Source organism: Cypionkella sp. TWP1-2-1b2, assembly GCF_049896245.1.
Taxonomy (GTDB): Bacteria; Pseudomonadota; Alphaproteobacteria; order Rhodobacterales; family Rhodobacteraceae; genus Cypionkella.
Map to the genome: position 1 here is coordinate 107,875 of NZ_JAFCTX010000005.1, position 25,840 is coordinate 133,714.

At 60.3% G+C, this 25,840-nt stretch carries 26 protein-coding genes; 17 read left to right on the forward strand and 9 right to left on the reverse strand.

Annotated features, from left to right (window positions below; all coding sequences use genetic code 11):
• Nucleotides 1–243: 243 nt before the first annotated feature.
• From ACP7AP_RS04700 to speB, 7 genes are all read left to right on the forward strand, one after another.
• Nucleotides 244–873: a calcium-binding protein gene (locus tag ACP7AP_RS04700; protein ID WP_426032727.1), complete on the forward strand. Its 630-nt coding sequence runs from the start codon at nt 244–246 to the stop codon at nt 871–873.
• On the forward strand, nt 870–1,214 hold the full coding sequence (locus ACP7AP_RS04705) for a hypothetical protein (protein WP_426032729.1): 345 nt from the start codon (nt 870–872) through the stop codon (nt 1,212–1,214). The genes ACP7AP_RS04700 and ACP7AP_RS04705 overlap by 4 nt, the downstream gene beginning before the upstream one ends.
• Before the next feature lie 213 nt (nt 1,215–1,427).
• Nucleotides 1,428–2,531 carry an ABC transporter ATP-binding protein gene (locus tag ACP7AP_RS04710; RefSeq protein WP_426032731.1) on the forward strand — a complete coding sequence of 368 codons (1,104 nt, stop codon included), beginning with the start codon at nt 1,428–1,430 and terminating at the stop codon, nt 2,529–2,531.
• A gap of 72 nt (nt 2,532–2,603) precedes the next feature.
• Nucleotides 2,604–3,674, forward strand: a complete 1,071-nt coding sequence (locus ACP7AP_RS04715) for an ABC transporter substrate-binding protein (RefSeq protein ID WP_426032733.1) — start codon at nt 2,604–2,606, stop codon at nt 3,672–3,674.
• 106 nt (nt 3,675–3,780) lie between these two features.
• The gene (locus ACP7AP_RS04720; RefSeq protein ID WP_426032735.1) at nt 3,781–5,037 is read left to right on the forward strand and encodes an ABC transporter permease; all 1,257 of its coding nucleotides are present in this window, start codon (nt 3,781–3,783) and stop codon (nt 5,035–5,037) included.
• A gap of 10 nt (nt 5,038–5,047) precedes the next feature.
• Nucleotides 5,048–6,022 (forward strand): ABC transporter permease, encoded by a 975-nt coding sequence (locus tag ACP7AP_RS04725; protein WP_426032737.1) that lies wholly within the window; start codon nt 5,048–5,050, stop codon nt 6,020–6,022.
• An 8-nt stretch (nt 6,023–6,030) separates the two neighbouring features.
• The gene (speB, locus tag ACP7AP_RS04730) at nt 6,031–6,987 is read left to right on the forward strand and encodes an agmatinase (RefSeq protein WP_426032739.1); all 957 of its coding nucleotides are present in this window, start codon (nt 6,031–6,033) and stop codon (nt 6,985–6,987) included.
• A gap of 54 nt (nt 6,988–7,041) precedes the next feature.
• On the opposite strand, the gene ACP7AP_RS04735 is transcribed toward speB, so the two are convergent.
• The 8 genes from ACP7AP_RS04735 to ACP7AP_RS04770 all read right to left on the reverse strand — a co-directional run bounded on the left by ACP7AP_RS04735 (nt 7,042) and on the right by ACP7AP_RS04770 (nt 14,673).
• On the reverse strand, nt 7,042–7,983 hold the full coding sequence (locus ACP7AP_RS04735; RefSeq protein WP_426032741.1) for an AEC family transporter: 942 nt from the start codon (nt 7,981–7,983) through the stop codon (nt 7,042–7,044).
• Nucleotides 7,980–8,786 carry an MBL fold metallo-hydrolase gene (locus ACP7AP_RS04740; protein WP_426032743.1) on the reverse strand — a complete coding sequence of 269 codons (807 nt, stop codon included), beginning with the start codon at nt 8,784–8,786 and terminating at the stop codon, nt 7,980–7,982. The genes ACP7AP_RS04735 and ACP7AP_RS04740 overlap by 4 nt, the downstream gene beginning before the upstream one ends.
• A complete protein-coding gene (locus ACP7AP_RS04745; protein ID WP_426032745.1) occupies nt 8,786–9,583 on the reverse strand; it encodes a TatD family hydrolase in 798 nt (265 codons plus the stop codon). Before ACP7AP_RS04745 ends, ACP7AP_RS04740 begins: the two co-directional genes overlap by 1 nt.
• A gap of 9 nt (nt 9,584–9,592) precedes the next feature.
• Nucleotides 9,593–10,711: a DNA polymerase III subunit delta' gene (locus ACP7AP_RS04750; protein ID WP_426032747.1), complete on the reverse strand. Its 1,119-nt coding sequence runs from the start codon at nt 10,709–10,711 to the stop codon at nt 9,593–9,595.
• The gene (gene tmk, locus ACP7AP_RS04755; protein ID WP_426032748.1) at nt 10,708–11,322 is read right to left on the reverse strand and encodes a dTMP kinase; all 615 of its coding nucleotides are present in this window, start codon (nt 11,320–11,322) and stop codon (nt 10,708–10,710) included. The genes ACP7AP_RS04750 and tmk overlap by 4 nt, the downstream gene beginning before the upstream one ends.
• Entirely contained in the window at nt 11,319–12,509 is a 1,191-nt protein-coding gene (locus tag ACP7AP_RS04760) for a D-alanyl-D-alanine carboxypeptidase family protein (protein ID WP_426032750.1), read from the reverse strand. Before ACP7AP_RS04760 ends, tmk begins: the two co-directional genes overlap by 4 nt.
• 4 nt (nt 12,510–12,513) lie before the next feature.
• Nucleotides 12,514–13,398, reverse strand: a complete 885-nt coding sequence (locus ACP7AP_RS04765) for an SPOR domain-containing protein (RefSeq protein ID WP_426032752.1) — start codon at nt 13,396–13,398, stop codon at nt 12,514–12,516.
• A 165-nt stretch (nt 13,399–13,563) separates the two neighbouring features.
• Complete coding sequence (locus tag ACP7AP_RS04770) at nt 13,564–14,673, reverse strand: class II histone deacetylase (RefSeq protein ID WP_426032754.1); 1,110 nt, start codon at nt 14,671–14,673, stop codon at nt 13,564–13,566.
• A 174-nt stretch (nt 14,674–14,847) separates the two neighbouring features.
• On the opposite strand from ACP7AP_RS04770, the gene ACP7AP_RS04775 reads away from it, so the two are divergent.
• The 8 genes from ACP7AP_RS04775 (at nt 14,848) to ACP7AP_RS04810 (ending at nt 22,820) form a co-directional block, all read left to right on the forward strand.
• Entirely contained in the window at nt 14,848–15,762 is a 915-nt protein-coding gene (locus tag ACP7AP_RS04775) for a lipid A-modifier LpxR family protein (protein WP_426032756.1), read from the forward strand.
• Between the two features lie 378 nt (nt 15,763–16,140).
• Nucleotides 16,141–17,007: a Hint domain-containing protein gene (locus ACP7AP_RS04780; protein WP_426032758.1), complete on the forward strand. Its 867-nt coding sequence runs from the start codon at nt 16,141–16,143 to the stop codon at nt 17,005–17,007.
• Between the two features lie 168 nt (nt 17,008–17,175).
• Nucleotides 17,176–17,796: a 30S ribosomal protein S4 gene (rpsD, locus tag ACP7AP_RS04785; RefSeq protein WP_426032760.1), complete on the forward strand. Its 621-nt coding sequence runs from the start codon at nt 17,176–17,178 to the stop codon at nt 17,794–17,796.
• A gap of 83 nt (nt 17,797–17,879) precedes the next feature.
• Nucleotides 17,880–18,413, forward strand: a complete 534-nt coding sequence (locus ACP7AP_RS04790) for a TIGR00645 family protein (protein WP_426032762.1) — start codon at nt 17,880–17,882, stop codon at nt 18,411–18,413.
• Between the two features lie 7 nt (nt 18,414–18,420).
• On the forward strand, nt 18,421–19,836 hold the full coding sequence (locus tag ACP7AP_RS04795; protein WP_426032764.1) for a homospermidine synthase: 1,416 nt from the start codon (nt 18,421–18,423) through the stop codon (nt 19,834–19,836).
• A gap of 104 nt (nt 19,837–19,940) precedes the next feature.
• Entirely contained in the window at nt 19,941–21,026 is a 1,086-nt protein-coding gene (hisC, locus tag ACP7AP_RS04800) for a histidinol-phosphate transaminase (protein ID WP_426032765.1), read from the forward strand.
• On the forward strand, nt 21,023–21,961 hold the full coding sequence (locus tag ACP7AP_RS04805; protein WP_426032767.1) for a prephenate/arogenate dehydrogenase family protein: 939 nt from the start codon (nt 21,023–21,025) through the stop codon (nt 21,959–21,961). Before hisC ends, ACP7AP_RS04805 begins: the two co-directional genes overlap by 4 nt.
• A 1-nt stretch (nt 21,962) precedes the next feature.
• Nucleotides 21,963–22,820, forward strand: a complete 858-nt coding sequence (locus ACP7AP_RS04810) for an extensin family protein (protein ID WP_426032769.1) — start codon at nt 21,963–21,965, stop codon at nt 22,818–22,820.
• Between the two features lie 120 nt (nt 22,821–22,940).
• Here ACP7AP_RS04810 and ACP7AP_RS04815 read toward each other — a convergent pair whose 3' ends face one another.
• Nucleotides 22,941–23,939, reverse strand: coding sequence for a DUF2125 domain-containing protein (locus tag ACP7AP_RS04815; RefSeq protein ID WP_426032771.1), 999 nt, complete (start codon nt 23,937–23,939; stop codon nt 22,941–22,943).
• 80 nt (nt 23,940–24,019) lie between these two features.
• Here ACP7AP_RS04815 and ACP7AP_RS04820 point away from each other — a divergent pair, with 80 nt between their 5' ends.
• A complete protein-coding gene (locus ACP7AP_RS04820) occupies nt 24,020–24,550 on the forward strand; it encodes a gamma-glutamylcyclotransferase (RefSeq protein WP_426032869.1) in 531 nt (176 codons plus the stop codon).
• Between the two features lie 72 nt (nt 24,551–24,622).
• Nucleotides 24,623–25,837 (forward strand): biopolymer transporter ExbB, encoded by a 1,215-nt coding sequence (locus tag ACP7AP_RS04825; protein ID WP_426032773.1) that lies wholly within the window; start codon nt 24,623–24,625, stop codon nt 25,835–25,837.
• The last annotated feature ends 3 nt before the right edge of the window (nt 25,838–25,840 follow it).

Here is a 25,840-nt window from a genome sequence, read left to right on the forward strand (position 1 = left end):
GGCTCACCAGTTGCAGCAAAGAAATGCTATAGATTTTTGCTAAAATACACGTCTTAACCTAGAGATATGGCCTGAACGTCAGGCTGAATCTTTGAAGTGGATGCGCTGCGCAAGCCAAGGCTGATAATGCCAGATTTATTGCCATTCCTTCTCGCCCGACTTGGCCTCACACAAGCCGCAGCTGTGCGACAGCTTCGGGATGCCCATCGCAACATCGGCCAATGACTCGCTGACGGGCACCGCTTGGGCCGACACCCCCTCTCGGGCCTTGCCGGTAGCGATACGATCCACGGCAATGATGGCAATGACACGCTGAACAGCGCGGCAGCGACGGGCGATCTGCGGCTGAATTCTGGCGCGGGCGTTGATTTGATCACCTCTGGGCCGGGCAATGGCACAATCTACTTTAGCAGCGTCAATGACGTTGTTTGGTCAGGCTTGGGCAACGACATGCTTTATGGCGATTCGGGCGATGATTCCTTGGCGTGTGAATCCAATGACGATCAGTTTCATGGCGGCACGGGCAACGATACGGTGTTCAATGGCGCGGGCAATGACACCTTAACTGGCGGCAGCGGCAACGATAGCTTTGCCTTTGACACCAGCGGCGGCCACGATCTTGTCAGCGATTTCGATATGTCGTTGGGCGGCGGTCACACCACAGATCAACTCGATGTGTCTGAATTGCACAACGCCGACGGCAGCACGCTCCGGCCCTGGGACATCCCCGTTAGCGACGATGGCCACAGCCAAGCGCTGCAAAGCTTTCCGGGCGGCAAAAGTGTGGCGCTGGGTGGCGTCAGCCCGACTCAGATGCCGCAACACGGCATGCGATGGCGGTGCTGTGTTTTGCTGCGGGCACCCGGATTATGACGCAACAGGGCGCACGGCTTGTTGAAGATATAGCTGTCGGCGATCTGGTGACGACCGCCTTTGGCCGCGCCGCTGCCAAGTGTTCTGGCATAGCCAACGGCTGGTTAAGGTTCTGGCTTCCCAATCGCGCGATCAGCCGATCCGACCGTCCGCTGGCGGCTTCGGCAATCACCACGATCTGCTGTTTGTCGCCGCAGCATGGGGTCTATCTGCCACTCTCCGGGGCTGCCGCGGGGTGCTTCCCGCGCCCAAAACCTGAGCATTGGGCGTTATTGACACGCCCGCAGATCGGTTTTGGGAATCAGTTAGCGCTAAGCCTATCGACTGAAGCCTTGCCTTAACCCGGCCGGCTTCACCGCCTTGCAGCCGATCCGACTGCCACATGGTTTATCAACTGCCGTTCTAAGCGGCAAACAGGGCGCAAAATGCCCGATTGAACCAGTTTGACCATGCAAGCCTGCCCGTATGTAATCGGGAATTGCCATCCGATAGGCCATTGCCTTAAGCGTATATGACAAACGCAGGAAAACTGCCGGACACATGGGGAGATTGGCGTGGTTGCAACCAGCCCGAACGACGCTTTCGTCGCTTTTGAGCACGTTCAGAAAAGCTATGACGGCGTGTCATTGGTCGTCAAAGACCTGAACCTGTCGATTGGCAAAGGTGAGTTTCTGACGATGTTGGGGCCATCAGGCTCGGGCAAGACCACTTGCCTGATGATGCTGGCCGGGTTTGAAACTGCGACGCATGGCCGGATCATGCTGGACGGCACCAATATCAACGAGGTGCCGCCGCATAAGCGCGGCATCGGCATGGTGTTTCAGAACTACGCTTTGTTCCCGCACATGACGGTGGGCGAAAACCTGTCCTTCCCGCTGGAAGTGCGCGGCATGGGCAAATCTGACCGTGAGGCCAAAGTCAAACGCGCGCTTGACATGGTGCAGATGTATTCCTTCATCAACCGCCGCCCGGCGCAGCTTTCGGGCGGCCAGCAGCAGCGCATCGCGTTGGCGCGGGCGTTGGTGTTTGATCCGTCCTTGGTTTTGATGGACGAACCCTTGGGCGCGCTGGACAAACAGTTGCGCGAGCACATGCAGTTCGAAATCAAACACTTGCACGAAAGCCTTGCCATCACCGTGGTCTATGTGACCCATGATCAAGGCGAAGCTTTGACGATGTCAGACCGGGTCGCGGTATTCAACGATGGCCGCATCCAACAGCTTGCGACGCCGTCCGACCTCTATGAACGCCCCGACAACAGCTTTGTGGCGCAGTTCATCGGCGAGAATAACAAACTGCCGGGCACCATTGAATCCATCGGCGACGGCAAATGCACCGTGCGGCTGGAAACTGGCGAGGTTATTGATGCCACGCCAGTGAACGTCTCGACCAAAGGCGCGAAAACTCTTGTCTCAATCCGCCCCGAACGTGTCGAATACAAATCCGAGGCGATGCCCGCAGGCGCTCACACCATCGACGCGGAAGTGATGGAATTTATCTATATGGGCGACATGTTCCGCACGCGTTTGCGTGTTGCCGGATCGGATGAATTCGTGATCAAATCGCGCAATACCTTGGGTCAGCGCATGCTGGCGCCGGGTGAGAAGATCAAGATCGGCTGGGCGCCGCAAGACGCCCGCGCGCTTGATCCAATGTGATCCCCCGCAAAGGGGGCGGCCGCAGGGACGCGGCCTCTTAACAAACGTCCTTATCCAACCTGGGAGTCGTCAATGAAGAAACTTCTCGTTCTGTCCACCGCCCTGACCACCATCGCATTTGCCGCGCAGGCCGATGTGACCGTGATGTCTTGGGGCGGGGCTTATGGCGCTGCGCAAACCGAAGCACACGTCAAGCCATTCACCGCGAAAACCGGCATCGCAGCCACGATGACCGACAGCGATAACCCTGCCACCCCGATCAAAGCGATGGTCGAGGCTGGCAACGTCACCGTTGACGTGGCTTCGGTGGAATATGCCGATGCGATCCGTCTGTGTGACGAAGGCGTGCTAGAGCCGATTGATCCGGCAAGCCTGCCTGCTGGCGCTGACGGCGTTGCCGCCGTTGACGATTTCCTGCCGGGCGCTCTCACCGATTGCGGCGTGTCTACCGACATCTGGGCAACCGTTTTCGCCTATGACACCACCAAGTTCCCCGAAGGCCCGAAAACTGCGGCTGACTTCTTTGATCTGACCAAGTTCCCCGGCAAGCGCGGCCTGCACAAGGGCGCGAAAGCCGTTCTGGAATTCGCTTTGATGGCAGACGGAGTCGCACCTGCTGACGTTTACGCAACTCTGGGCACCCCGGAAGGCGTTGATAAGGCGTTTGCAAAGCTCGACACCATCAAAAAAGATGTGGTGTGGTGGGAAGCAGGCGCGCAGCCGCCGCAACTGCTGGCAGATGGCGAAGTCGCGATGACCTCGGCCTATAATGGCCGGATTTTCAACGCCGCCATCGGCGAAGGCAAGCCGTTCCAAATCGTCTGGGACGCGCAGACCTTCGAGAACGAAATGTATGTGATCCCGAAGGGTGCTCCGAACAAAGCAGAGGCGTTGCAGTTCATCGCTTATGCCACCTCGACGGAAGGCATGCAGGCGCAGGCGACCCAGATCTCTTATGGTCCGGCGCGCAAATCTGCCAACGCCACCCCGATCATGTACAAAGACGGCAAGACCCTGATGGGTCCGAACGTGCCGACAGCGCCTGAAAACATGGCCAATGCACTGGGCTCGTCGTTCGAATTCTGGGTCGACCATGACGCAGAACTGAACGACCGCTTCAACGCATGGCTGGCGGCAAACTGATCTGAATATCGGGCGCGGTGTAATGCCGCGCCCGGTTTTCTTTGCGAATTTCCCTTTATGCGCGTGGTCTTAGTCGTCTTTTGCTGAGCGACCGCAAGGATGCCCCATGGTTGATTTGACCTCTGCCCCCGACATGTTGCGCACCGCAGATGGCCGCCCGCTGAAAGCGGCGCTGGCGCAAGCGCAGCGCAAAGCCAAATGGCGCGCCTTCTTTCTGGTGCTGCCGCTCTTGGCCTTCGTGGTGCTGACCTTCATCGTGCCGATTCTGAAAATGTTGGAACGCTCGGTCAACCACGACGGATTTTCCGCAAACGCGCCGACGATGGTGGCGTGGTTTCAAGCCAATCCCGCCGCGTCAGATATTCCCGAAGACGCCTATGCCGCTTTGGTCACTGACCTGAAGCAGATGCAAAAGGGCAAAACCGCAGGCGCCGCGGGCACCCGGATCAACTACACAGTGCCCGGCACGATTTCAGTGTTCAAATCGGCGGCGCGTGCGGCTGAAAAAATGACTCCGCCCTATAAAGACGCGTTGATCGCCAGCAACAAAATGTGGGGTGATCCGCTGGTTTGGGTGGCGATGCGCAACGCGTCTTCGGCCTATACCTCGGATTTCTATATGGTTTCGGCGGATTTGAAGCGTGATGCCAATGACAATCTGGTCAGCGTTGACGACAACCAACGCATCTACATCTACCTGTTCGTCAAAACCTTTGTTCTGTCGGTGGTGATCACCGTCGCTTGCCTGCTGCTGGCCTTCCCGATTGCACATCTGCTCGCGGTTTTGCCGATGGCAAAGTCGAACCTGCTGATGATTCTGGTGCTGCTGCCGTTCTGGACATCGTTGTTGGTGCGCACCAGTTCTTGGATCGCCATTCTGCAAGAGCAAGGCATTATCAATGACTTGATGGTGTGGATCGGCGTGTTTGGCGAGGATGGCCGGGTGCGGATGATCTACAACCAAACCGGCACCATCATCGTGATGACGCATATCCTGCTGCCGTTCATGGTGCTGCCCCTCTATTCGGTGATGCGGGTGATCCCGCCCAGCTATGCCCGTGCGGCGCGCTCTTTGGGGGCGACCAGTTGGACCACCTTCCGCCGCATCTATCTGCCGCAAACCCTGCCGGGCATCGCCGCAGGCTCGCTGTTGGTATTCATTCTGGCCGTCGGCTATTACATCACCCCGGCCTTGGTCGGTGGCGCGGATGGTCAGTTGATCTCGAACCTGATCAGCTTCCACATGAACAAAGCCAACTGGTCGATGGCTGCCGCTTTGGCCGCGATTCTGCTGGCTGCCGTGCTGCTGCTCTATTGGCTTTATGATCGCCTGATCGGCATCGACCGCCTGAAACTCGGCTGAGGAGAGAACCATGGCCCTTCCCGTCTATGCCTCACCACTAGAGCGCGTCTGGTACTACAGCTTCCGCACCCTCTGCGCGCTAATCTTTCTGTTTCTGGTCGCCCCGATCCTGATCGTGATCCCGCTGTCGTTCAACGTCGAGCCGTATTTTTCGTTTACCCACAAGATGTTGGCGCTGGACCCTTCGGGCTACAGCCTGCGCTGGTACGACACCCTGCTGACCTTGGGCGTCAACGCGCCGGATGATGCCGTGCGCGACAGTGCATGGTGGGGCATGGTGTGGGAGCAGGCGACGTGGGTGAAAGCTGCGAAAAATTCGCTGTGGATCGGCATGTGGGCCACCATCCTCGCCACCGTTCTGGGCACCACCGCAGCCCTTGGCCTGTCGCGGCCAGAGATGCCGTATCGTCGCCTGATCATGGCACTGCTGATCTCACCGATGATCGTGCCCATCATCATCATCGGCACTGGGCTGTTCTTCTTCTACTCCAGCGCCTGTATTTCGCCGGATAATTGGCTGGGCTGGCTGCTGTCGCCATTTTTGTCGGTCAAGGGCTGCCTTGCAAACTCGCATCTGGGTATCATTCTGGCACACGCGACGCTGGGTATCCCGTTTGTAATCATCACCGTCACCGCCACTTTGTCGGGGTTTGATCAATCGCTGATCCGCGCCAGCGCCAGTTTGGGTGCCAACCCGCGCACAACTTTCTTCAAGGTGATCATGCCCTTGATCCTGCCCGGCGTGATATCTGGTGCGCTGTTCGCCTTCGTCACCTCGTTTGATGAAGTCGTGGCCGTGCTGTTTATCGCAGGCCCCGAACAGCAAACCATCCCGCGCCAGATGTGGAACGGTATCCGCGAAGCGATCAGCCCGGCCATCCTTGCCGTGGCCACAATCCTCGTGATCGTCTCCATCGCCATGCTCGCCACCGTCGAAATCCTGCGTCGCCGCTCGGAACGCCTGCGCGGTGTCACCCCGCAATAGGAACCATCATGGCCAATACCTATGACACCGGACGGTTAAATCTGCCGTTTGTCGGAATCGCGACTTTCGGCAAGCGGCCCTATGTCGAGGATTGGAGCAAGATCGACGCCGACGTGGCGGTGATGGGTGCGCCCTTCGATTTCGGCACCCAATTCCGCGCCGGTGCGCGCTTTGGTCCGCGCTCGGTGCGCGAGGCATCTACCCTGTTCAGTTTCGGCCATGCCGGGGCCTATGATCACGAAGACGACTGCACCTATCTGCCCGCCGCCGTCCGCATCGTCGATATTGGCGATGCCGATATCATCCACACCGACACCACCCGCAGCCACGACAATATTCGCCAAGGCGTGCAAGCGATGCTGGCCGCAGGCGCGCTGCCAGTGGTGATCGGCGGCGATCATTCGGTGAATATCCCCTGCATTCAGGCGTTTGAGGGCCACGGCGATATTCATATCTTCCAGATTGACGCACATCTGGATTTTGTCGATGAACGCCACGGTGTAAAGGTCGGCCACGGCTCGCCCATGCGCCGGGCAGCGGAAAAGCCCTATGTCACCGGGCTGACACAGGTGGGCATTCGCAACGTATCGTCCACCTCGCGTGAAGGTTATGACGCCGCGCGCGCGATGGGCACCGATATTCTCTCGGTCCGCCAAGCCCGCGTTTTGGGGGCAGAAGCCGTGGTTGCCCGTATCCCGAAAGGCGCGCGGGTTTATGTCACGCTCGACATCGACGGCTTTTGCCCCTCGATTGCGCCGGGCACGGGGACGCCGAGCCACGGTGGTTTCCTCTATTACGAAGTGCTGGAAATGCTCCAAGCGATTGCCAAAAACCACGAGGTGGTCGGCATGGATCTGGTCGAGGTCGCCCCCGATTATGACCCCACGCAATCAACGAGCATCCTCGCTGCACAGATATTGCTGAACTTCCTGGGCTTCGTCTTCCACGCGCGCGGGGTAAAGTAAGCCGAATTCCGTAACGGAATTCGTACACGATTTCCGTCTTCGGAAATCGGCACCCTATGGCAAAATGTGCAACCAGCCCCAAGAGGTGAAGATCGACAACCCGGTCGCCACCAGCACCGCCGTCGCACTGATGCGTTTGCCCACACCATACATATTGGCAAACATATAGGCATTCACCCCCGGTGCCATTGCCGCAGTCACCGTCACCGACCGCAAGCCATTGACATCCAGGCCAAAACCCCAACGCCCCAAACTATAGGCAATCGCCGGATGCAGCAGCAATGAGGCAAAGCACACCGTCGCGATCAGCCCCTTATCACCCTCAGGATGATAGCGCAGCAGCACGCCGCCCAAGCCAAACAGCGCGGCTGGCAGGCCCGACTTCGCCATCATGTCCACCGCCGCCATGAAGAATCCCGGCTGCGGCACCCCACTCAAGTTCACCGCGAAACCGATCATCAGCCCCACCACCAGCGGCTGGGTAAACACCCCGCGCAGCACCTGCAACGCCAAATCGGCGTGATTACGGGTGTCGGCTTCACGTGAGCGCGCCCATTCCATGAACACGATGCCAAATGTGTAAATCAACGGCGCGTGGATCGAAATGATCGCAAAGTTCCCCGCCAGCCCTGCGGTGCCATAAGCACGCTCAGTGATCGGCACCCCCAGCAGCAGCGAGTTGGAAAACGTGCAGGCAAAACCGATCGCCACCGCATCGGTCAAAGGCCGGCCAAACCCAAACCGCGCCACACAAAATCCGAACGCATAGCAAACCGCCGCCCCGGTATAGAACGAGATCAGCAGACCCGGTGCGAAGGCCGTGGCCAAATCCAGCGTCGCGACGTTCTTGAACAACAGCACCGGCAGCGCAAAACTTTGTGCATAGCGCATCACACCATCGACAGCACTTTCGCTGAACAGCTTCGCCCGGGCCGCCGCATAACCAAAGCCAATCAGCAAAAACACCGGCAGAATAACGTCAAGCAACGCGCTCATGCGACATTCTCAAAGGTCAAGACCATGCCGTCAAACGCGGGTGTGACCCCCTGCGGCAGTTCCGCCACCAGCGTGTCGTAATCCATATCCAGATGCATATTGGTGATCACCGCGCGTTCGGGACGCGCCCGGTTGATCCACTCCAATGTCAGCGCCAGATGCGCATGGGTCGGATGCGGCTTGCGGCGCAACGCGTCGATGATCCAGCACTCAAGCCCCTGAAGTTGCGGCCAAACCGCCTCTGGGATCGTCACCACATCGGGAATATAAGCCAAGTCGCCAATCCGAAATCCCAAAGCCTCCATCGAGCCATGATCAACCACCACCGGGTCAAACCGGATCGCCCCGGCAGGCCCCGGCACCTCAAACGCCCCATGCGCAATGGTGTGTAGATCAAGGATTGGCGGATAGGGCGAGTCTTCGGGTTGCACAAACGCATAGGCAAAACGCGCCAGCAGCGCCTCTTGCGTCGGATGATCGGCCCAGACCGCCAGCCGCTGCCGCATGTTGAAGACAATCTGGCGCAAATCGTCAATGCCATGGGTGTGGTCGGCATGCGAATGGGTGAACACCACCCCGTCCAGCGTGCCAATCCCGGCATCCAGAAGTTGCTCGCGCATATCCGGCGAGGTGTCGATCAGCACCCGGGTGATTGCATCGCCCGTCAGCCGCTCTACCAACACCGAGCAACGGCGGCGGCGGTTCTTGCGGTTACTTGGATCGCAATCACCCCAATCACCGCCCAGCCGAGGCACACCGCCCGACGAGCCGCAACCGAGGATGGTAAACCGCAGCGTCGCCATTATGCCGCCTGCGCTTTGGCAGCCCGCGCGAACAGGCGGTCAAAGTTGGCTGTGGTGGTGGTGGCAAACTCTGCCTCTGTGACGCCAAACACGCCCGCGCCGACCCGTGCCGTGAAAGCGGTATAGGCGGGCTCATTGCGGCGCCCGCGATAGGGCGGCGGCGCAAGATACGGGCTGTCGGTCTCCAACAAAATCCGGTCCAGCGGCGCGCGAGCAAAAATATCGCGCAAGTCCTGTGACTTGGGGAAGGTCGCAACGCCGGACATCGACAGATAAAACCCCATCTCCAGCGCCGCTTGCCCCAAAGCCTCACCCGAGGAAAAGCAGTGCATGACACAAGAGTAAGGCTTTACCGCCATCCCCTCCGCCAAAATCCGCGCCATATCCGCGTCCGCCGCACGCGAGTGGATGATCAGCGGCAATCCAGTTTCCTGCGCCGCCTCAATATGGATGCGCAGCGACCGCTGCTGAATTTCTGCCGTCTCAGCCGTGTAGTGATAATCCAAGCCCGTCTCACCGATGCCGACAAACTTCGGATCAGCCGCCAGTGCCACCAGATCGCTCACTGAAACAGGGGGATGCTCCGCAGCACTCATCGGATGCACGCCTACCGCGTAAAACACCGAGGGATAAGCCCCCACAATCGCCCGCACATTCGGCAAGTTGTGCAGCTTGGTGCAGATCGTCACCATCCGGCTGACCCCCGCCTCATGCGCACGGGCGATGATCTGCGGCAATTCCCCCTGAAAGTCCGGAAAATCGAGATGGCAATGGCTGTCAACAATCTCAAAAGCCATGCCGCACCTCTAGGCGAGCTCTGCCGCCGTCTCATTGATATGCAGAACCATATCCATCAGAAGGGCGGCAGGGTCAAGGTTCACCGCCTTGCCGCGCCGGGCGCGCAGGCCTAAATGTTGCGCCACATCGGCCCAAATGCGGGCATACTCGGGCGAGGGCGACAGCCGCGCGATCAGATCGCCTTCGCCGCGCGCAGCCTCGGGCGGCAGCTGCTGCAGCGTACCCGCCCGCGCCAGGCGTGCAAGAAACAAATCCAGCAGCGTCACGATCAACTCAAACTGCGCCTCGGCACCCTTGCCAGCCCCCGCCTCGGCCAAACTTTGCGCGCGGGGGCGGTCCAAGCGGGGCAGGGTGCCAAACAGCCGGATCAGGGTTTCATACAGCTTCAACCCGTCCAGATTGGTCATCCGAAACGCCTCACCCACCGAGCCACCCGCCAGTTCCGCCAGTGCCACGCGATCCTCGGGGGCAACCTCGCCCCCCGCCTGCGTCAGCGCATCCGACAGGTTTTCCGCAGACAACGACCCCAGCCGCAATTCGCGACAACGTGAGCGGATGGTCGGCAACAGCTTGGCAGGCTGGTGCGAGATCATCAAAATCGTCACCTTTGCGGGCGGTTCCTCCAGCAGTTTCAACAACGCGTTGGCCGCCGAGACGTTCATTTCGTCAATAGAATCAATGATCGCCACCCGCCGCCCGCCATCCGCCGCCGACAGCGCGAAGAACGACTTCATCTTGCGCACTTCATCCACCGAAATGACGGTCTGCAATTTGTCGCGCTTTTCATTCGGTGCGCGGCGCAGCAGAAACATCCGCGATTCCGTCAGCGCCGCCATGCGATGCGACACCGGATGGCTTTCGGGAATATCCAACATCTCCGGTGGCGGCGGTGCAAACATCCCACCGTCATCCTCGGGCGTCGCCAGCAAAAAACGCGCGATCCGCCATGCCAAAGTCGCCTTGCCCACGCCACGCGGCCCGGTGATCAGCCAACCATGGTGCAGCCTTGTGCCATTGAACGCCTGCAAAAACGCCGCCTCCGCCTGCGCCTGCCCGATCAGCCGCGCAGTGTGGCGGGGATGCGGCGCGCCCTCGATCCGGTCGGGCTCGGGCAGATCCTCGCTCATATCCGCGCCAAAACGGCAGCCAAAACATCCGCCGCCACAACCTCAGCCATCCGCGCACCGGCAATCACCCGGAACCGCGTCGGATGTGCCACAGCCAATGCCAGAAAGCCATCACGGGCTTTTTCCTGCACGCCCAAGCCCATACCCTCAAAGCGCATTTCGCGGCCAGCCCGCGCCACTGCCCGCGCCAGTCCCTCTGCGGGATCAATGTCGATCAGCACGGTCAAATCCGGCTCCACCCCGATCATCAGCGCGTGCAAACGGTCAACCGTTTCACGCAGATCGCCACGGGTCAGGCCCTGATAAATTCGCGAACTATCGGCAAACCGATCCGAGATCACCACCTCACCCCGCGCCAAAGCCGGGCGGATGGTCTTTTCCAGATGATCCCTCCGCGCGGCGGTGAACAGCAGCAACTCGGTCTCGGTCGACCAGCGATCTGCGTCGCCCTCCAGCACCAGACGCCTGATCTCCTCGGCCCCGGCACTGCCACCCGGTTCGCGGGTCAGACACACCACCAGCCCGCGTGCGCGCAATGCCTCGGCCAACAACCGCGCTTGGGTAGACTTACCAGAGCCGTCAATGCCTTCAAACGAAAGGAATACGCTCACGTCGCCGGAGCCTTTTCGCCCACCGTGTCAGCGCCCGTGTTATCGCCAAGATAATCAGCCTGCAACTTCTGGGCGGCAGCCTTCAGCCGGGTCATGAACCCGCCCGCGCCAACATCGGCCCCGGCCACCAGATCAATCCGGCGATCCGGCATATCGGGCAGATGCACCAGCAATTCGGCCAGTTTGGTGCCCTTCAGCACCGGCGCCTTGATCGGGCTGGTGTAGCTGACTTCGGCCTGCACAGCCGCGGCAGCCCCCGCCGGGATCAGCAGGCGCAAATCTTCGGCTGGCACCAAGGCTACGCTGGCCGCGTCACCCATGAACACCTCGGCCTGCGCCACTTCGCCGCCCGCTTTCACCACGGTTTTCAGTGCAAATTGCCGGAATGCCCAGTTGGCGATATTTTCGGCTTCTTTCGAGCGTTCTTCTGCCGAAGCCATGCCCGAGATCGCAAACACGATGCGCCGCTCGCCTTGTTTGACAGATCCCACCATGCCAAAGCCGGCCTCTTGGGTGTGGCCGGTTTTCAAGCCATCTGCGCCAATGCCCAAGGCCAGCAAGGGGTTACGATTGTTGGCATTGGCGGGCGCGCGGTTTTTGTAGTTGAATTCGGTCTGCGAAAACACCGGGTATAGATCAGGGTAAGTGGTGATCAGATGCACCGACAGCAGGCCCAGATCCTTCATGCTCATCCGTTGGCCCGGGTCTGGCCAGCCCGATGAATTGGCGAAGGTCGAGTTTTCCAGACCCAAAACCTTTGCGCGCTCGTTCATTTTCTTGGCAAATTCAGCCTCGCTGCCCTCTAGCCCTTCGGCGACCACGGTGCAGGCGTCATTGCCCGAGTTCACCACCATACCTTGGATCAGATCGCTGACCGTGGGGCGGTCATTGCGCTGCAAGAACATGGTCGAGCCGTTCAAATCGGTGAACTTCATCGCTTCGGCCGAGACGCCAAAGCTGGTGTCCATCTGCACCCGGCCATCTTTCAGCGCCTGAAACAGCATCTCAACCGTCATCAGCTTGGACATCGAGGCTGGCGGCAACGCCTGTTCGCCGTTTTTATCCATCAGCACGGTATGGGTGGTCACATCATAAACCCATGCCGCCGTAGCACTGGTTTCAAACGCCTGACCCGGCAGGCTGGCGGTCAAAAACAAAGCAGCTGCGGAAAATAAACGGAAGATCATTGGCTTAGCCTTTCAGGAAATAGGCGTCCTTGAATCCCGCCTGCTTGATTTTACCCATCAGGGCCTTGTCGCCGCGCGCCGTCACCGACCAGAAGCTTTTGCCTTGCGCTGTTTCTGCGCGGATATCAGCCGCGATCCCTGCGGCCTTCAACTGATCGCGCGCACGCTTGGCATTGGCCTCAACCGAGAAAATGCCAACCTGGATCAACCCGCCTTTACCACTGGCAACCGGAGCTTTCGGTGCCGCCGGGGCAGGGGCCGCTGCCGCAGGTTTGCCGCTGGTAGGCATGGTTGCCAGCGGCGGCGCCGTCGGCTTGCCGTCCTTCGGTGCCGCGCGATCAATCGCCGCCGCCGCACCGGGGATCGGGTCCAGCGTTTCGGTGGCCACGGTTTCTGCGGCATCCAAAATCGGTTTCGTGGCATCGGGCGCGGTCTTCGCCGCTTCCTCACGCCGCAAAGCCGTCACCGAAACCTTGCCCGGCTCGCCCGCCAGCAAGCCCAAAGCCGCCGCCGCATCCGACGAGATTTGCAGTTTCGGCCCCGGATTGTCCAATTCCCGCCGGAACAGCGCGCCGATCACGAATTTGCCATTCGCGGTATTGCGCAGGATCACCCGCTCGGGGTCTTTCGCATCGGGCGAGGCCACCCAGACACCGCCCAGCGAGGGGCGGCCATCCCACAAGGCCTGATCGGTGGTATGGAAAATCGACGGGTCTTCCACATCACGGTCCACCAGCTTGACCGATTTTGACGCGGCTGGAACCGCGCCCTGCGCCGCCGCATCCGGTGGAGCCTTGGCAGCCAGCGGGCCCTTGCCCTCTTGGCACCCGGCCAAAATCGCAGCCATCGCCACCGCGATCATCAAACGTCGCATTGCCAAACTTGTCATGCCCTGCTCCCCTGCGCGTATTATTGCTCGCGCTTTCCCACCTTTTGGTGGCTTTTCCTCTGCCGTTGACCGTTTCCGACCCGTTCACGCGGTATGATACAGTCTGGCGCAAGCGCAGGGAAGGGTGTGCTTTGCCTTGGGCGGAAAACCTTCGTGATCAGCCGATCAGCCGAACACCCGCGCCGCCTGCGCCTCCAGCCTCGCCCGCTGAAACGCGATCAGATCGGCGGGCGGCTGTTGCAGATCAGACATCTTCAGCAGCGGGTCGATCACCGGGCTGCGCGTGCCCAGCAATTCTTCAACCACCGCCAGCCCGCAAAACGGCACATAAATATCTGAATAGCCACCCTCATGCGCCACCACAATCTTGCCGCCACACAGCTCCTCCGCCAATTCGCAGACCTGATGCGCCATCGCGCGAAATGTCTCAGACGTCGCCATCATCCGCGCCAAGGGATCGACGCAAGACGCATCATAGCCCGAGGCCACCACGATCAGATCGGGTTTGAACGCGCGCAGCGCTGGCGTCACCAACAGCGCGAAGGCATCAAGATAGGCCTGATGCCCGCAGCCCGCCAGCAGTGGAATGTTGAGGTTTGCGCCATGCCCAGCACCCGCACCGCGATCTTCCGCCCCGCCATAACCCGGCGGAAAGCAGTTTTCCTGATGTAAGGATATCGTCAGCGTATCGGCACGGTCATAGAAAATCGTCTGAGTGCCATTGCCATGATGCACATCCCAATCCACCACCGCCACCCGCAACGGCCCGTGCTTGGCGCGCACCGCTTCCAGTGCAACCGGGATGTTCGCTAAAAGGCAAAACCCCATCGAAGCATCCGGCAAACAATGGTGCCCCGGCGGGCGCGACAGTGCGTAGGCCCTTGAGGACACCCCCGTTACCACATCCTCCACCGCGCGGCTGACCAGCCCAGACGACAGGCCAGCGATCTCATAGCTGCCCTGCCCAAATGGCGCGAAATGCGGTGGGATATTGCCACCACCCGTATCCGACATCGCCTGCAAGCGATCAAGATAAGCCACCGTATGCACCCGCAACAAATCCTCGCGGCTAGAAGGCTCAGCCGAGCGCACCACCAGTTGCGACCAGATCCCCGCCACTTCCAGCAGGTTCTTGAACCGCCGCTTCGTCTCAGGGTTCTCGGCAAATCCGGTTGCAGATGGAGGCTGCACATAGCCAACTGCGGGCATGAACAGCGCCTGCTCGCCGCCCGTATGCCACAGACACCGCTCGTCATGGTAGAATCCTGTGGCCATCGCACATCCTTTCGCGGCGAAATTTCTTTTGTACTAAGAAAGTGTTTTCCATCTTCTTGCCATAGTGCAAATGCAACAACAGCAGATGCGCTACTGAGGTGGCGGTTGATTTATAGCATAAAAGGCGTGGTTTGTGGCAGGATAGGCCGCATAGTCGCGAAACTGAGGACCAGAATGTTGAACTTTGTCAAAACCCTTGTGATTGCAGCCACACTTTGCGCGGCATTGCCCGCGTTGGCCGAAGATCGGGTGACGCTCGGCTGGGGTCGCATGTTCAGCAATGACGCTTTGGGCGATCAAAAAGACCGTTGGCGTACCGGCGGCTATCAGGTCAGCCGCATCCGGGGACATGCGTGGGACGGCGCTTTGCCCACCACACCCGGCGAGATCCTCGAATTCCGCGCCTCTGCGCAGATCGTAGCGCCCGAAGATCTGGTGTCGCCGCCGCCCACAGACCGCCGTTACGCCGCCACGCTGTCGTTCGGGCTGCACACCCAATTCGATTGGCGCGGCAATGATATCAGCGTCGGCACTGATCTGGTGTTCGTCGGGCCACAGACCGGGATCAGTAATTTCCAGAAATGGGTGCATCGGATCGTCGGTATGGATGCGCCGACGGTGATTGATGATCAGATCGGCAATGGCATTTACCCCACCGTTATTGGCGAGTTTGGCCGCAAGTTTGCCTTGGGTGACCGGGCCGAGCTGCGTCCCTTCGTGCAGGCCCAAGCCGGGGTGGAAAGCTTTGTGCGCGTTGGCGGCGATCTGGTGATCGGCACGCTGGGCCGCGATGATCTGATGGTGCGCGAAGGCGTCACAGGCCAGCGCTACCGCGCCGTGGAAGGCACGCGCGATCAAGGCGTTAGCTTCATTCTGGGTGGTGATATCGCGCGGGTGTTCGACTCGGCCCTGCTGCCCGCAGACGGTGTGGCAACCCTGACCGAAGATCGCTCTCGCCTGCGCGCCGGGGTGCATTGGCAGGGCGAAAAGGCCTCGCTGTTTTATGGTGTCACCTATCTGAGCAAAGAATTCGATCAGCAGCCAGAAGGTCAGCTTGTCGGCGGATTGAACCTGAATCTGAAGTTCTGATCAGGCCGAGTGGGTCTAAACATCCGCATTCAACCCTAAGCTGTACAATGCAACATTCACTTGCTCTGTTGCCTTTTTACCATAGGAATTCGGCTAAGCCTCTGTTAACGTTTCCAGATAAGAAACAAAAAAACGAGCAGGCAAACAGGCAGGCAAACAGGCAGGCAAACAGGCATGAAAACGGGCTCTTTGGGCACGTTCGTCATCTCCTGGTCACAAACAGAAGTAGACGGCCTCAAGGCCGCATCTTTAGACTTACTGAGCGTCGGTGCCGCATGGCGCTGGACGGGTGCAGCCGTCCGCGTGGACGGTCCTCAGGGGTTGCTGCTTTTGGAACAGGCTGAAGGGGCGGCGGATTTACGCAAACGGGCGGCGCGCATGGTGCGCCGGCTGGTGGGAGTAGCGGTGGGTGGCGAGGTTAAGCCGGAATACCAAGCAGATCCCTATCCTGATCTTCCCGATCAGGGCTTTATCGTCACCGACGGGCATCAGTCCTTCACGGTAACCATCATTCCGGTGCCCGACACCGGGGCGCAACTGTTGATGCTGGTCGGCGATCTGCCGCCCTGCGATCAGGATTTGTGGGTGGTGCGCACCGCGATTGACCGCACCCATTCCGGGGCAGGGGCGCGTGTGGCGGGTGGGGTGATCTGCTTCACACCGGATACACGGGTTGCCACGCCGGCCGGCGTGCAGCAAATCCGCCATCTGCGCAGCGGCGATATGATCCTCACCCGCGACAATGGCCCGCAAGAGGTGCTCTGGAGCGGTCACCGCCGCATGTCCGGCGCGCGGCTTTACGCCATGCCGCATCTGCGCCCCATTCGGTTCAAGGCAAATTCGATGGGGCTGTATCGCCCGGACGAAGACCTGCTGGTCTCGCCGCAGCACCGGATGCTGGTGAAGGGGGCCGCCGCGCAGGCCCTGTTCAACACCTCGGAAGTGCTGGTCGCTGCCGAAGATCTGGTCAACGACGCCACCATCGCCGTCGATCACATGCTGCGCGAGGTGACTTATGTGCATATCCTGTTGGAGCGGCACAACATTGTCTGGGCCAATGGGCTGGAAACCGAAAGCTTCCACCCCTCCAACACCGCCTTGGACACGGTCGATCCAGTACAACTCGAGGGCCTGCTGAACATCCTGCCTGAGATCGCGGAAAACCCACATGCCTACGGCGATTACGCCCGCCGCAATATCTCGGGCTCGGAAGCCGCCATCCTGCGGCACGAACTGGCGGCATAAAGTCGTCCGCAGCGGTTGACTCTGCTTAGACCGACTGTATAAGCCCCCCAAGTCCCGGAGATGCGTCCGGGGCTTTTTCATTGGTGTTGGTGGACTTCGCAAGAAGAACCCTGTCGAACCTTCGGGTTAAAGGACAACGCCCTTCACGTCTAAAGAAGGAGATCAGAGATGACAAAACGCACCTCTGCCAAGTACAAAATTGACCGCCGCATGGGCGAAAACATCTGGGGCCGCCCAAAATCCCCGGTGAACAAGCGCGAATACGGCCCCGGCCAGCACGGCCAGCGCCGCAAGAACAAACTGTCGGATTTCGGTACTCAGTTGCGCGCTAAGCAAAAACTGAAGGGTTACTACGGCGATCTGACCGAAAAGCAATTCCGCAAGATCTACACCGAAGCAGAACGCGTCAAAGGCGATACCGGCGAGATGCTGGTTGGTCTGTTGGAGCGTCGTCTCGATGCCGTCGTGTACCGGGCTAAACTGGTGCCAACCGTGTTCGCCGCGCGTCAGTTCGTGAACCACGGCCACGTCACCGTTAACGGCGGCCGCGTCAACATCGCGTCCTATCGCGTCAAAGAGGGCGACATTATCGCCGTTCGTGAAAAGTCGCGCCAACTTGCGATCATCGCCGAAGCTTTGGCTCTGACCGAGCGTGACACCCCGGATTATCTGGAAATCGACACCCATAAGCTGACCGTGAAGTTCATTCGCACGCCGGGTCTGGGCGACATCCCATATCCCGTCGTGATGGAACCGAACCTGGTCGTCGAATATTACGCGAAAAACTAAGCTCTGCCCCACTCGGCAGAGGCGAAACCGTTACGATCGGCCCGCCTTTATGGCGGGCCTTTTTATTTTCCACGGAGCCCATGATGTCAGACAAACCCACGCTTGAATCAAAGTTCGAACAGGGCCTGTTCGCCAGCCGCTGGCTGATGGCGCCGATGTATCTGGGGCTGGTGATCAGTCTGGCGATGCTGGTGGTGATCTTCGTCAAGGAATTGGCTTATTACGCGCCGCAAGTTTTAACCATGACCGCCGATCAGGGCATCCTTTCGATCCTGACGCTGATTGATCTCAGCCTTGCCGCCAACCTGCTGCTGATCGTGCTGTTTTCCGGTTATGAGAACTTTGTCTCGAAACTGGATATCACCAGCAATGACCGCCCCGACTGGATGGGCAAGGTTGATTTCTCGGGCCTGAAAATGAAGCTGATCGCGTCGATCGTGGCGATCTCGGGTATTCATTTGCTGAAGGTTTTCATGGGGTTGGGAAAGACAGATTCCGCCTACCCGGTGACCACGGAAACCTTGCGCTGGATGGTGATCATCCATTTGACCTTCGTCATCTCGGGCGTCCTGCTGGCCCTGATGGATTGGCTTGCCGCCAAGACCGACAAGCATTGAGAGCATAATGACCTACCAAATCCACGCCCGCATCGACGGCCCCTTGGTGATGATCGGCTTCGGCTCGATTGGCCGTGGCACCCTGCCGCTGATCCTGCGCCATATTGATTTCGACCGCGCCCAGTTCACCGTGATCGAGCCCTCGGCAGAATTTGCACCGATGCTGGCCGAACATGGCATCAAACACCTGCAACTGGCGCTGACCGAGGCCAACTTCGCCGAAACCCTGCGCAACCTGTTCCCGAATGGCAAAGGTTTCATCGTCAACCTGTCGGTGGATGTGGACAGCATCGAACTGATGAAGCTAGCCCAAGAGCTTGGCGTGCAATACATCGACACCGTAGTCGAGCCGTGGCCCGGTTTCTACTTCAACTCGCCGCTGCCCAATGCCGACCGCACCAACTATCCCTTGCGCGAAAAGGTCCGCGCTTTGGGCAAAACCTATCCCGGTGGCCCCACCGCCGTCTCCTGCTGCGGTGCCAATCCGGGCATGGTGTCTTGGCTATTGAAAGAGGCCCTGCTGCGCCTCGCCAAAGATACCGGCGTAAAAGCCGACCCAAAAACCCAAAAAGACTGGGCACTGCTGGCGATGACCCTAGGTGTCAATGGTGTGCATATTGCGGAGCGGGATACCCAAGTCTCGGCCCGCCCTAAACCCCAAGGCACCTTCGTCAACTCGTGGTCGGTCGATGGCCTGCTGTCGGAAGGCTACCAGCCCGCCGAACTCGGCTGGGGCACGCATGAGAAAAAGCTACCGCCCAACGGCCACAAATTCGAATCCGGCCCCGGCTATGCGATCTGGATCGACCGCCCCGGCGCTGACACTCGCGTGCGCTCGTGGTGCCCCGACATTGGCCCGCAATTCGGCCTTGTCGTCACCCACAACGAATCCCTGTCGATCCCGGATTACTACACAGTCTGGGACGGCCCGAAGGCGCTGTATCGCCCGACCTGCCACTACGCTTACCACCCATGCCCCGATGCGATCCTTAGCCTGCACGAAACCAACGGAGCCGGAAAACTCCCCGAATCCAAGCACATCCTGACCGCCGATGAGATCACCGGCGGCGGCGATGATCTGGGCGTGTTCCTCTACGGCCATGCCAAGGGCGCGATGTGGTATGGCTCGCGCTTGACCATCGAAGAAGCCCGCGCTCTGGCATCTTACCAGAACGCCACCGGCATGCAGGTAACGTCCGCCGTCCTTGCCGCAATGGTCTGGACAGCCGAAAACCCCAACGAAGGCTTCGTGGAAGCCGATGAGATGGACCACGCCCGTTGCCTTGATGTGCAGCGCCCCTACCTTGGCCGGATTGAATGTCACTACACCGACTGGACCCCGCTGCAAAACCGCATCAACCACTTCGCCGAGGACCGCGACGAAGACGACCCGTGGCAGTTCACCAACTTCCTCGCGGTTTGAGACATTTGCGCAAGGGCTAGCCCCTTGCGCAGCTGTATAGGCCAAATGTTGCTGGTATTGCACCGCTCCCGTCGCTAAAACCCGCGCAACACTTGGGGAATACGATGAACGACGCAATCCGCCCGCAGCCCGGCATCATGGACATCGCTTTGTATGAAGGTGGTAAAGCCGCCATTGCAGGCGCGACCAATGTGCTGAAACTGTCGTCGAACGAAAACCCGTTCGGCCCATCTGACAAAGCCAAAGACGCCTTCGCGCGCTCGGTCCACAACCTGCACCGCTACCCGAACACCGACCACGCGTCCTTGCGCCAAGCCATCGCCGAAGTGCATGGCCTTGATGCTAACCGCGTGATCTGCGGCGTTGGTTCCGATGAAATCATCACCTTCCTGTGCCAAGCCTATGCCGGCCCGAAAGACGAAGTGGTGTTCACCGAACACGGCTTCCTGATGTATCGCATCTCGGCCCTTGCCGCAGGAGCAACCCCGGTTGAAGTCGCCGAGCGGGATCGCACCACCGATGTCGATGCCATCCTACGCGCCTGTAACCGTCGGACAAAACTGGTTTTTATCGCCAATCCGAACAACCCCACCGGCACGATGATTTCCGCCGCCGAGATCGAACGCCTTGCCGCTGGCCTACCCGCGCAAGCCATTCTGGTGCTCGACGGCGCTTACGCGGAATTCGTTGAAGGCTTCGACGCTGGCCTCGCGCTGATCGAATCCCGCACCAACGTCGTGATGACCCGCACTTTCTCGAAAATCTACGGTCTGGGCGGCCTGCGCATCGGCTGGGGTTATGGCCCGCAGCAAATCATCGACGTGCTGAACCGTATTCGTGGCCCGTTCAACCTGTCGAATACCCAGCTTGACACCGCCGAAGCCGCCGTGCGCGATCAGGATTTCGTTAACCGCTGCCGCAGCGACAACGCCCGGATGCGCCACTGGCTTGCGCAGGCTTTGGCCGAGCTTGGCATCCCGTCCGACACCTCGCTTGCCAATTTCATCCTCGCCCGCTTTGCTAGCCCGGAAGAAGCCGAAGCCTGCGATCTGTTCTTGCAAAAGCAAGGCCTGATCGTGCGCCGCGTCGCCAGCTACAAACTGCCGCACTGCCTGCGCATCACCGTGGGGGATGAGGCCTCGTGCCGCCGCGTCGTCCACGCGATTGCGCAGTTCAAGGGTGTGAAATGACGCAAATCTATGCCCGTGTCGCGCTGATCGGGCTGGGCCTGATCGCCTCGTCGATGGCCCATGCGATGCGCGCCAATGGCTTGGCGGGGCAAATTGTCGGCCACGCCAAATCCGCTGAGACCCGCGCCACCGCCTTGGAACTAGGGCTTTGTGATCACGTCTATGCCACCGCTACCGAGGCCGTTCAGGGTGCTGATCTGGTGGTTCTCGCCGTCCCGGTCGGTGCTATGGCCGCGATTGCCGAAGAAATCGGCCCGCATCTTATGCCGGGTTGCACCGTCACCGATGTAGGCTCGGTCAAGCAGGCGGTGATCGCCGCCGTCACCCCCTATATCCCTGAAGGCGTTCAGTTTATTCCCGGCCACCCGATGGCCGGCACCGAATATTCCGGCCCGCGCTCGGGCTTTGCTACGCTTTTTCAAAACCGCTGGTGGCTGCTGACCCCCGCGCCCGAGGTCGATCCTGCAGCCCTCGCGCGCCTGCAATCGCTGCTGGTCGGCATGGGGGCCAAGGTCAATCTGATGGACGCAGCCCACCATGATCAGGTCTTGGCCGTCGTCAGCCACACCCCGCACCTGATCGCCTATACGATGGTCGGTGTCGCGGATCATCTCGCACAAGTGTCCAATTCGGAAGTCATCGAATACTCCGCCTCGGGTTTTCGCGATTTCACCCGCATCGCCGCCTCTGATCCCACCATGTGGCGCGACGTGTTCCTCACCAACAAAGACGCCGTGCTCGACATCTTGGGACGCTTTGCCGAGGAATTGTTCGTGCTGCAACGCGCCATCCGCATGGGCGACGGCGATCATCTGCACGATTACTTCACCCGCACCCGCGCCATCCGTCGCGGCATTATCGAGGCTGGGCAAGACACCTCTGCCCCCGATTTCGGTCGCGCCCCTGCCGCCGCAAAGCCCGCAGGCGAGGCCTAACATGCGGGCCATTGGCCCCTTGACGCTGCTCTGTATGGCGCTGGCCGGGATGGCGCTGGCCGAGGCCCCGATAACCTCACCGCATCCCTTACCGCGCCCGATCATTGCACAACCCGAAACGCCCGTGGCGGCACCCATCCTTCGCCCCCGGCATCGCCCAACCATCCTTGCCGCCGTGCCGCCAATCGCATCAGAACCAGCGCCGCAACAGGCCCTCCCAGAGATCACAGCGGTTGCGCCGCTGCCACGACCCCAGCCCCGCCCTAAAGGATTGCAAGTTCAAGTCGAACAAGTGGCGATGGCCCAGCCCGAACCGGAAGCAGCCCCCAGCCGAACATCCAAAAAGGAATCCCGCAAAGGCTCGGTCTGCGGCGACCCCGCCATCCGTGGCCAAGACCTCCCCCCCGTCACCTCGCGTACAAAAGGCTGCGGCATAACGGAGCCCGTCCGCGTCACCGCCATCGACGGCATCCCGTTCAGCCAGCCCGCCACCATTGACTGCGACACCGCAATCGCGCTGAAACGCTGGATGCGCGAAGGCATGGCCCCCGCCTTCGGCAACCGCGAGGTCGTGCAACTTCACATCTTCGGAAGCTACATGTGCCGTAGCCGCAACAACGTCCGGGGCGCGAAAATCTCCGAACATGGGCGCGGTAAAGCCGTTGATATCGCTGGATTTATCTTCTCTGACGGCAAAGAATGGACCGTGGCGCGCGACTACAACAAGCAAATCCGCCGCGCCCAGAAAGCCGCCTGCGGCATCTTTGGCACGACGCTTGGCCCCGGTTCAGACGGTTACCACGAAGACCATCTGCACTTTGACACCGCTGAGCGGCGTGGCTCTGCCTACTGCCGCTAAGGCCACCATATGAGACACGCCGCCCCGGACTTGATCCGGGGCCTCTGGTTGCGAAATTGGATCAGAGGCCCCGGATCAGGTCCGGGGCAGCGCAGGACGGCAGATACGCATTTCCAAATTTCAAGCCCCGCCCATATTCCGCATCCGGGGCGCAGGGCCCAACGGCAGCGGCCCCAGTACCATGCCGCCATCCTTGCAAATCAGCTTGATCTGCAACACCTCCAGATCGCCGCCCTGCGCTGCGACAATCCCCAACATCCGCTCTACCGTCGGCGCGACATCCGGCTTCACCAACCCCAAAGCGACCAATATCGGTGGCAGCCGTTTCCAGCCCTCGACCCGCAGTGCAATCTCGCCCTCCGCCAGCCCATCCGGCCCCGCCGTCAGCATGCCCTTGGCGGAAAACTTCAGCGCCCCCCAAGTCACCCGCGTATCGGCGATCTCCAGCGCCGCCAGCTGCGGCTTCGATGTCGCCGCCGCACGATCCAGCGGAGCGGTCAAAACCGCATGGCCATCCAGAAACACCTCATCCATCAAATCCGGCAAATCCGTCGCCGCCAAAGCCTGCAACACCGCCGCATCCGGCGCAATCTCGGCCACCCGCAACCCCAACCGATATGCGTTCGCGCGGGTTACATCCTCGGCCATCGAGACCGTGGCGCTATTGATCCCCAGCGTCCAGCCCGCATCCGAGGTCAGCTTTACTCCGGCAGCCTCACCCACCAATTCATTCAGCGCAAGCATGGTCGAGGGATGCACCTGCACACTCGCCCGCAGCAGCTGCGATCCAACCGTAACCTTCTGATCTGGCAGCGTAATCACCTGACCCGAGGGCAAAGCCGCAATCACATGCCACGGCTTCCACGTCATCGCATAAACCTGCACGAACGGGCTGGAAACCTGCACGCCCTGCGCCGGATCAGCCAGCACCAGATCGGAAACCGTCAGATCAAAACGGTTCGGAATGCCATGCACCTCCACGCCAGAGGCACTCACCACTCCCGGCGGCTGCTGCGCGATCCACGCCTTGACCCCGCTTTCAAGCTGCGACGCCCCCAGCCACCAATAGCCGGTCCACACCGCCGCTGCCGCCAGCACGATCCAAATAAGCGCGCGCATCCTCGCCCCCTTTTCTTTGCTTTGCCCAATGCTTACACCTAAGCCGAACAGAGGGATAGCCAATGCCAGACAGCCCAGAAATACCAGAACCGCTTTGGGTCTTCGGCTATGGCTCGCTGATCTGGAACCCGGATTTCCCTGTCGTCGAACGCCAAATTGCCCGCGCCACCGACTGGCATCGCAGCTTTTGCATGCGCTCGATCCACCATCGCGGTAGCGTCGAGGCCCCCGGCCTTGTCCTCGCGCTGGATCACGCACCGGGGGCAATCTGCGACGGCGTCGCTTTCCGCGTCACACCGGGGGCCGAGGCCGAAACCCTGCAAACCCTACGCGAGCGCGAGCTGATTTCCTCGGCTTACTTGGAAACCACCTTGCCGCTCACCCTCTCAGATGGTCGCAATATCAACGCCCTAGCTTATGTGATCGACCCCGATCACGACCAATATTGCGGTGACCTGCCCTTGGCACAACAAGCCCAGATCATCGCCCATGCCACGGGCGGGCGCGGCCCGAACCGCGATTACCTTTTCGCCACCGCCGATCATCTCGCCGAGCTTGGCATCGCCGACCCCGATTTGGCGTGGCTTTCCACACAAGTTCGCAATCTCTAAGGGTTTTACTTGGCAGATGCCCGCCGCCTGCTATGCTTAACTCCAGCAGAACAGCCGGGCGGAACCGACGAAATGGACATCTCCAAGGCCGAGCAGTCGACCTTCTTCAGCCAACCTATTCGCCAGATTGTCACCATGCTTCTGGCCGTGGCGCTGGTTTGCGCGGGGGCATGGCTGATCCACGGCACCGTGCTGGGCATCGTCGACACCAACCCGCTGCTGAACGGCTTCATCATCCTGGTGTTCCTGTTGGGCGTGCTGACCTGTTTCTGGCAAGTCTTTACCCTCGTGCAATCGGTATCGTGGATCGAACGCTTCGTGCGCCACGAACCGGGCTATGAAGACGCCGCCGCACCGCGGCTTCTCGCCCCCTTGGCGCATCTGCTACGCACCCGTGGCGCGCGGATGCAAATTTCGTCGTCCGCCTCGCGCTCAATCTTGGAATCGGTGGAAACCCGGATTGAGGAAGCCCGCGATATCACGCGCTACCTGATCAATCTGTTGGTTTTCCTCGGACTTCTCGGCACCTTTTACGGCCTTGCCACCACTGTCCCCGCCATCGTCGAAACCATCCGCTCCCTCGCGCCGCAAGCGGGCGAATCCGGTATGGACGTGTTCGGCAAGCTGATGAAGGGGCTTGAAAGCCAACTTGGCGGCATGGGCACCGCGTTTTCCTCCTCGCTTTTGGGCCTCGCAGGATCGCTGGTTGTCGGTCTGCTGGAACTGTTCGCTAACCATGGCCAAAACCGTTTCGCCCGCGAGTTGGAAGAATGGCTGTCCTCAATCACCCGCGTCGGCTTCTCCAGTGGCGATGCAGAGGGCGGTGAGTCCGGCGTCACGTCTGCCGTGCTGGATCATCTGGCTGAACAGATCGAGGTGATGCAAAGCCTGTTCGCGCAAGTCGAGGCCAACCGTTCCGGCGTGGAACAAGGCCTCGCGGGGTTGGAGCAGGGGCTTGGCGATCTCAGACAAGGGCTTGGTGATTTGACTGGGGCTGTCGCCCAACTGACCGGGCTGATCGCTGCCGAAAGTGGTCAAACCGCAGCGCTCAACCGCATCGCCGAAGGCCAAGACCGCCTGATTGCCGCCCTCACCGGGGCCGAAGGTGGTGCCCATTCCGACGCCGAAAGCCGGATGCGGCTGCGCTCGATCGACGTGCAACTGCTGCGTATCCTTGAAGAAATCTCAGCTGGTCGCCAAGAAAGCCTTGCCGATTTGCGCGGCGACATCTCGGCGCTGACCGCCTCCGTCCGCCAGTTGGCGCGCGGCATCCCCGCGCGGGGCTAAGCC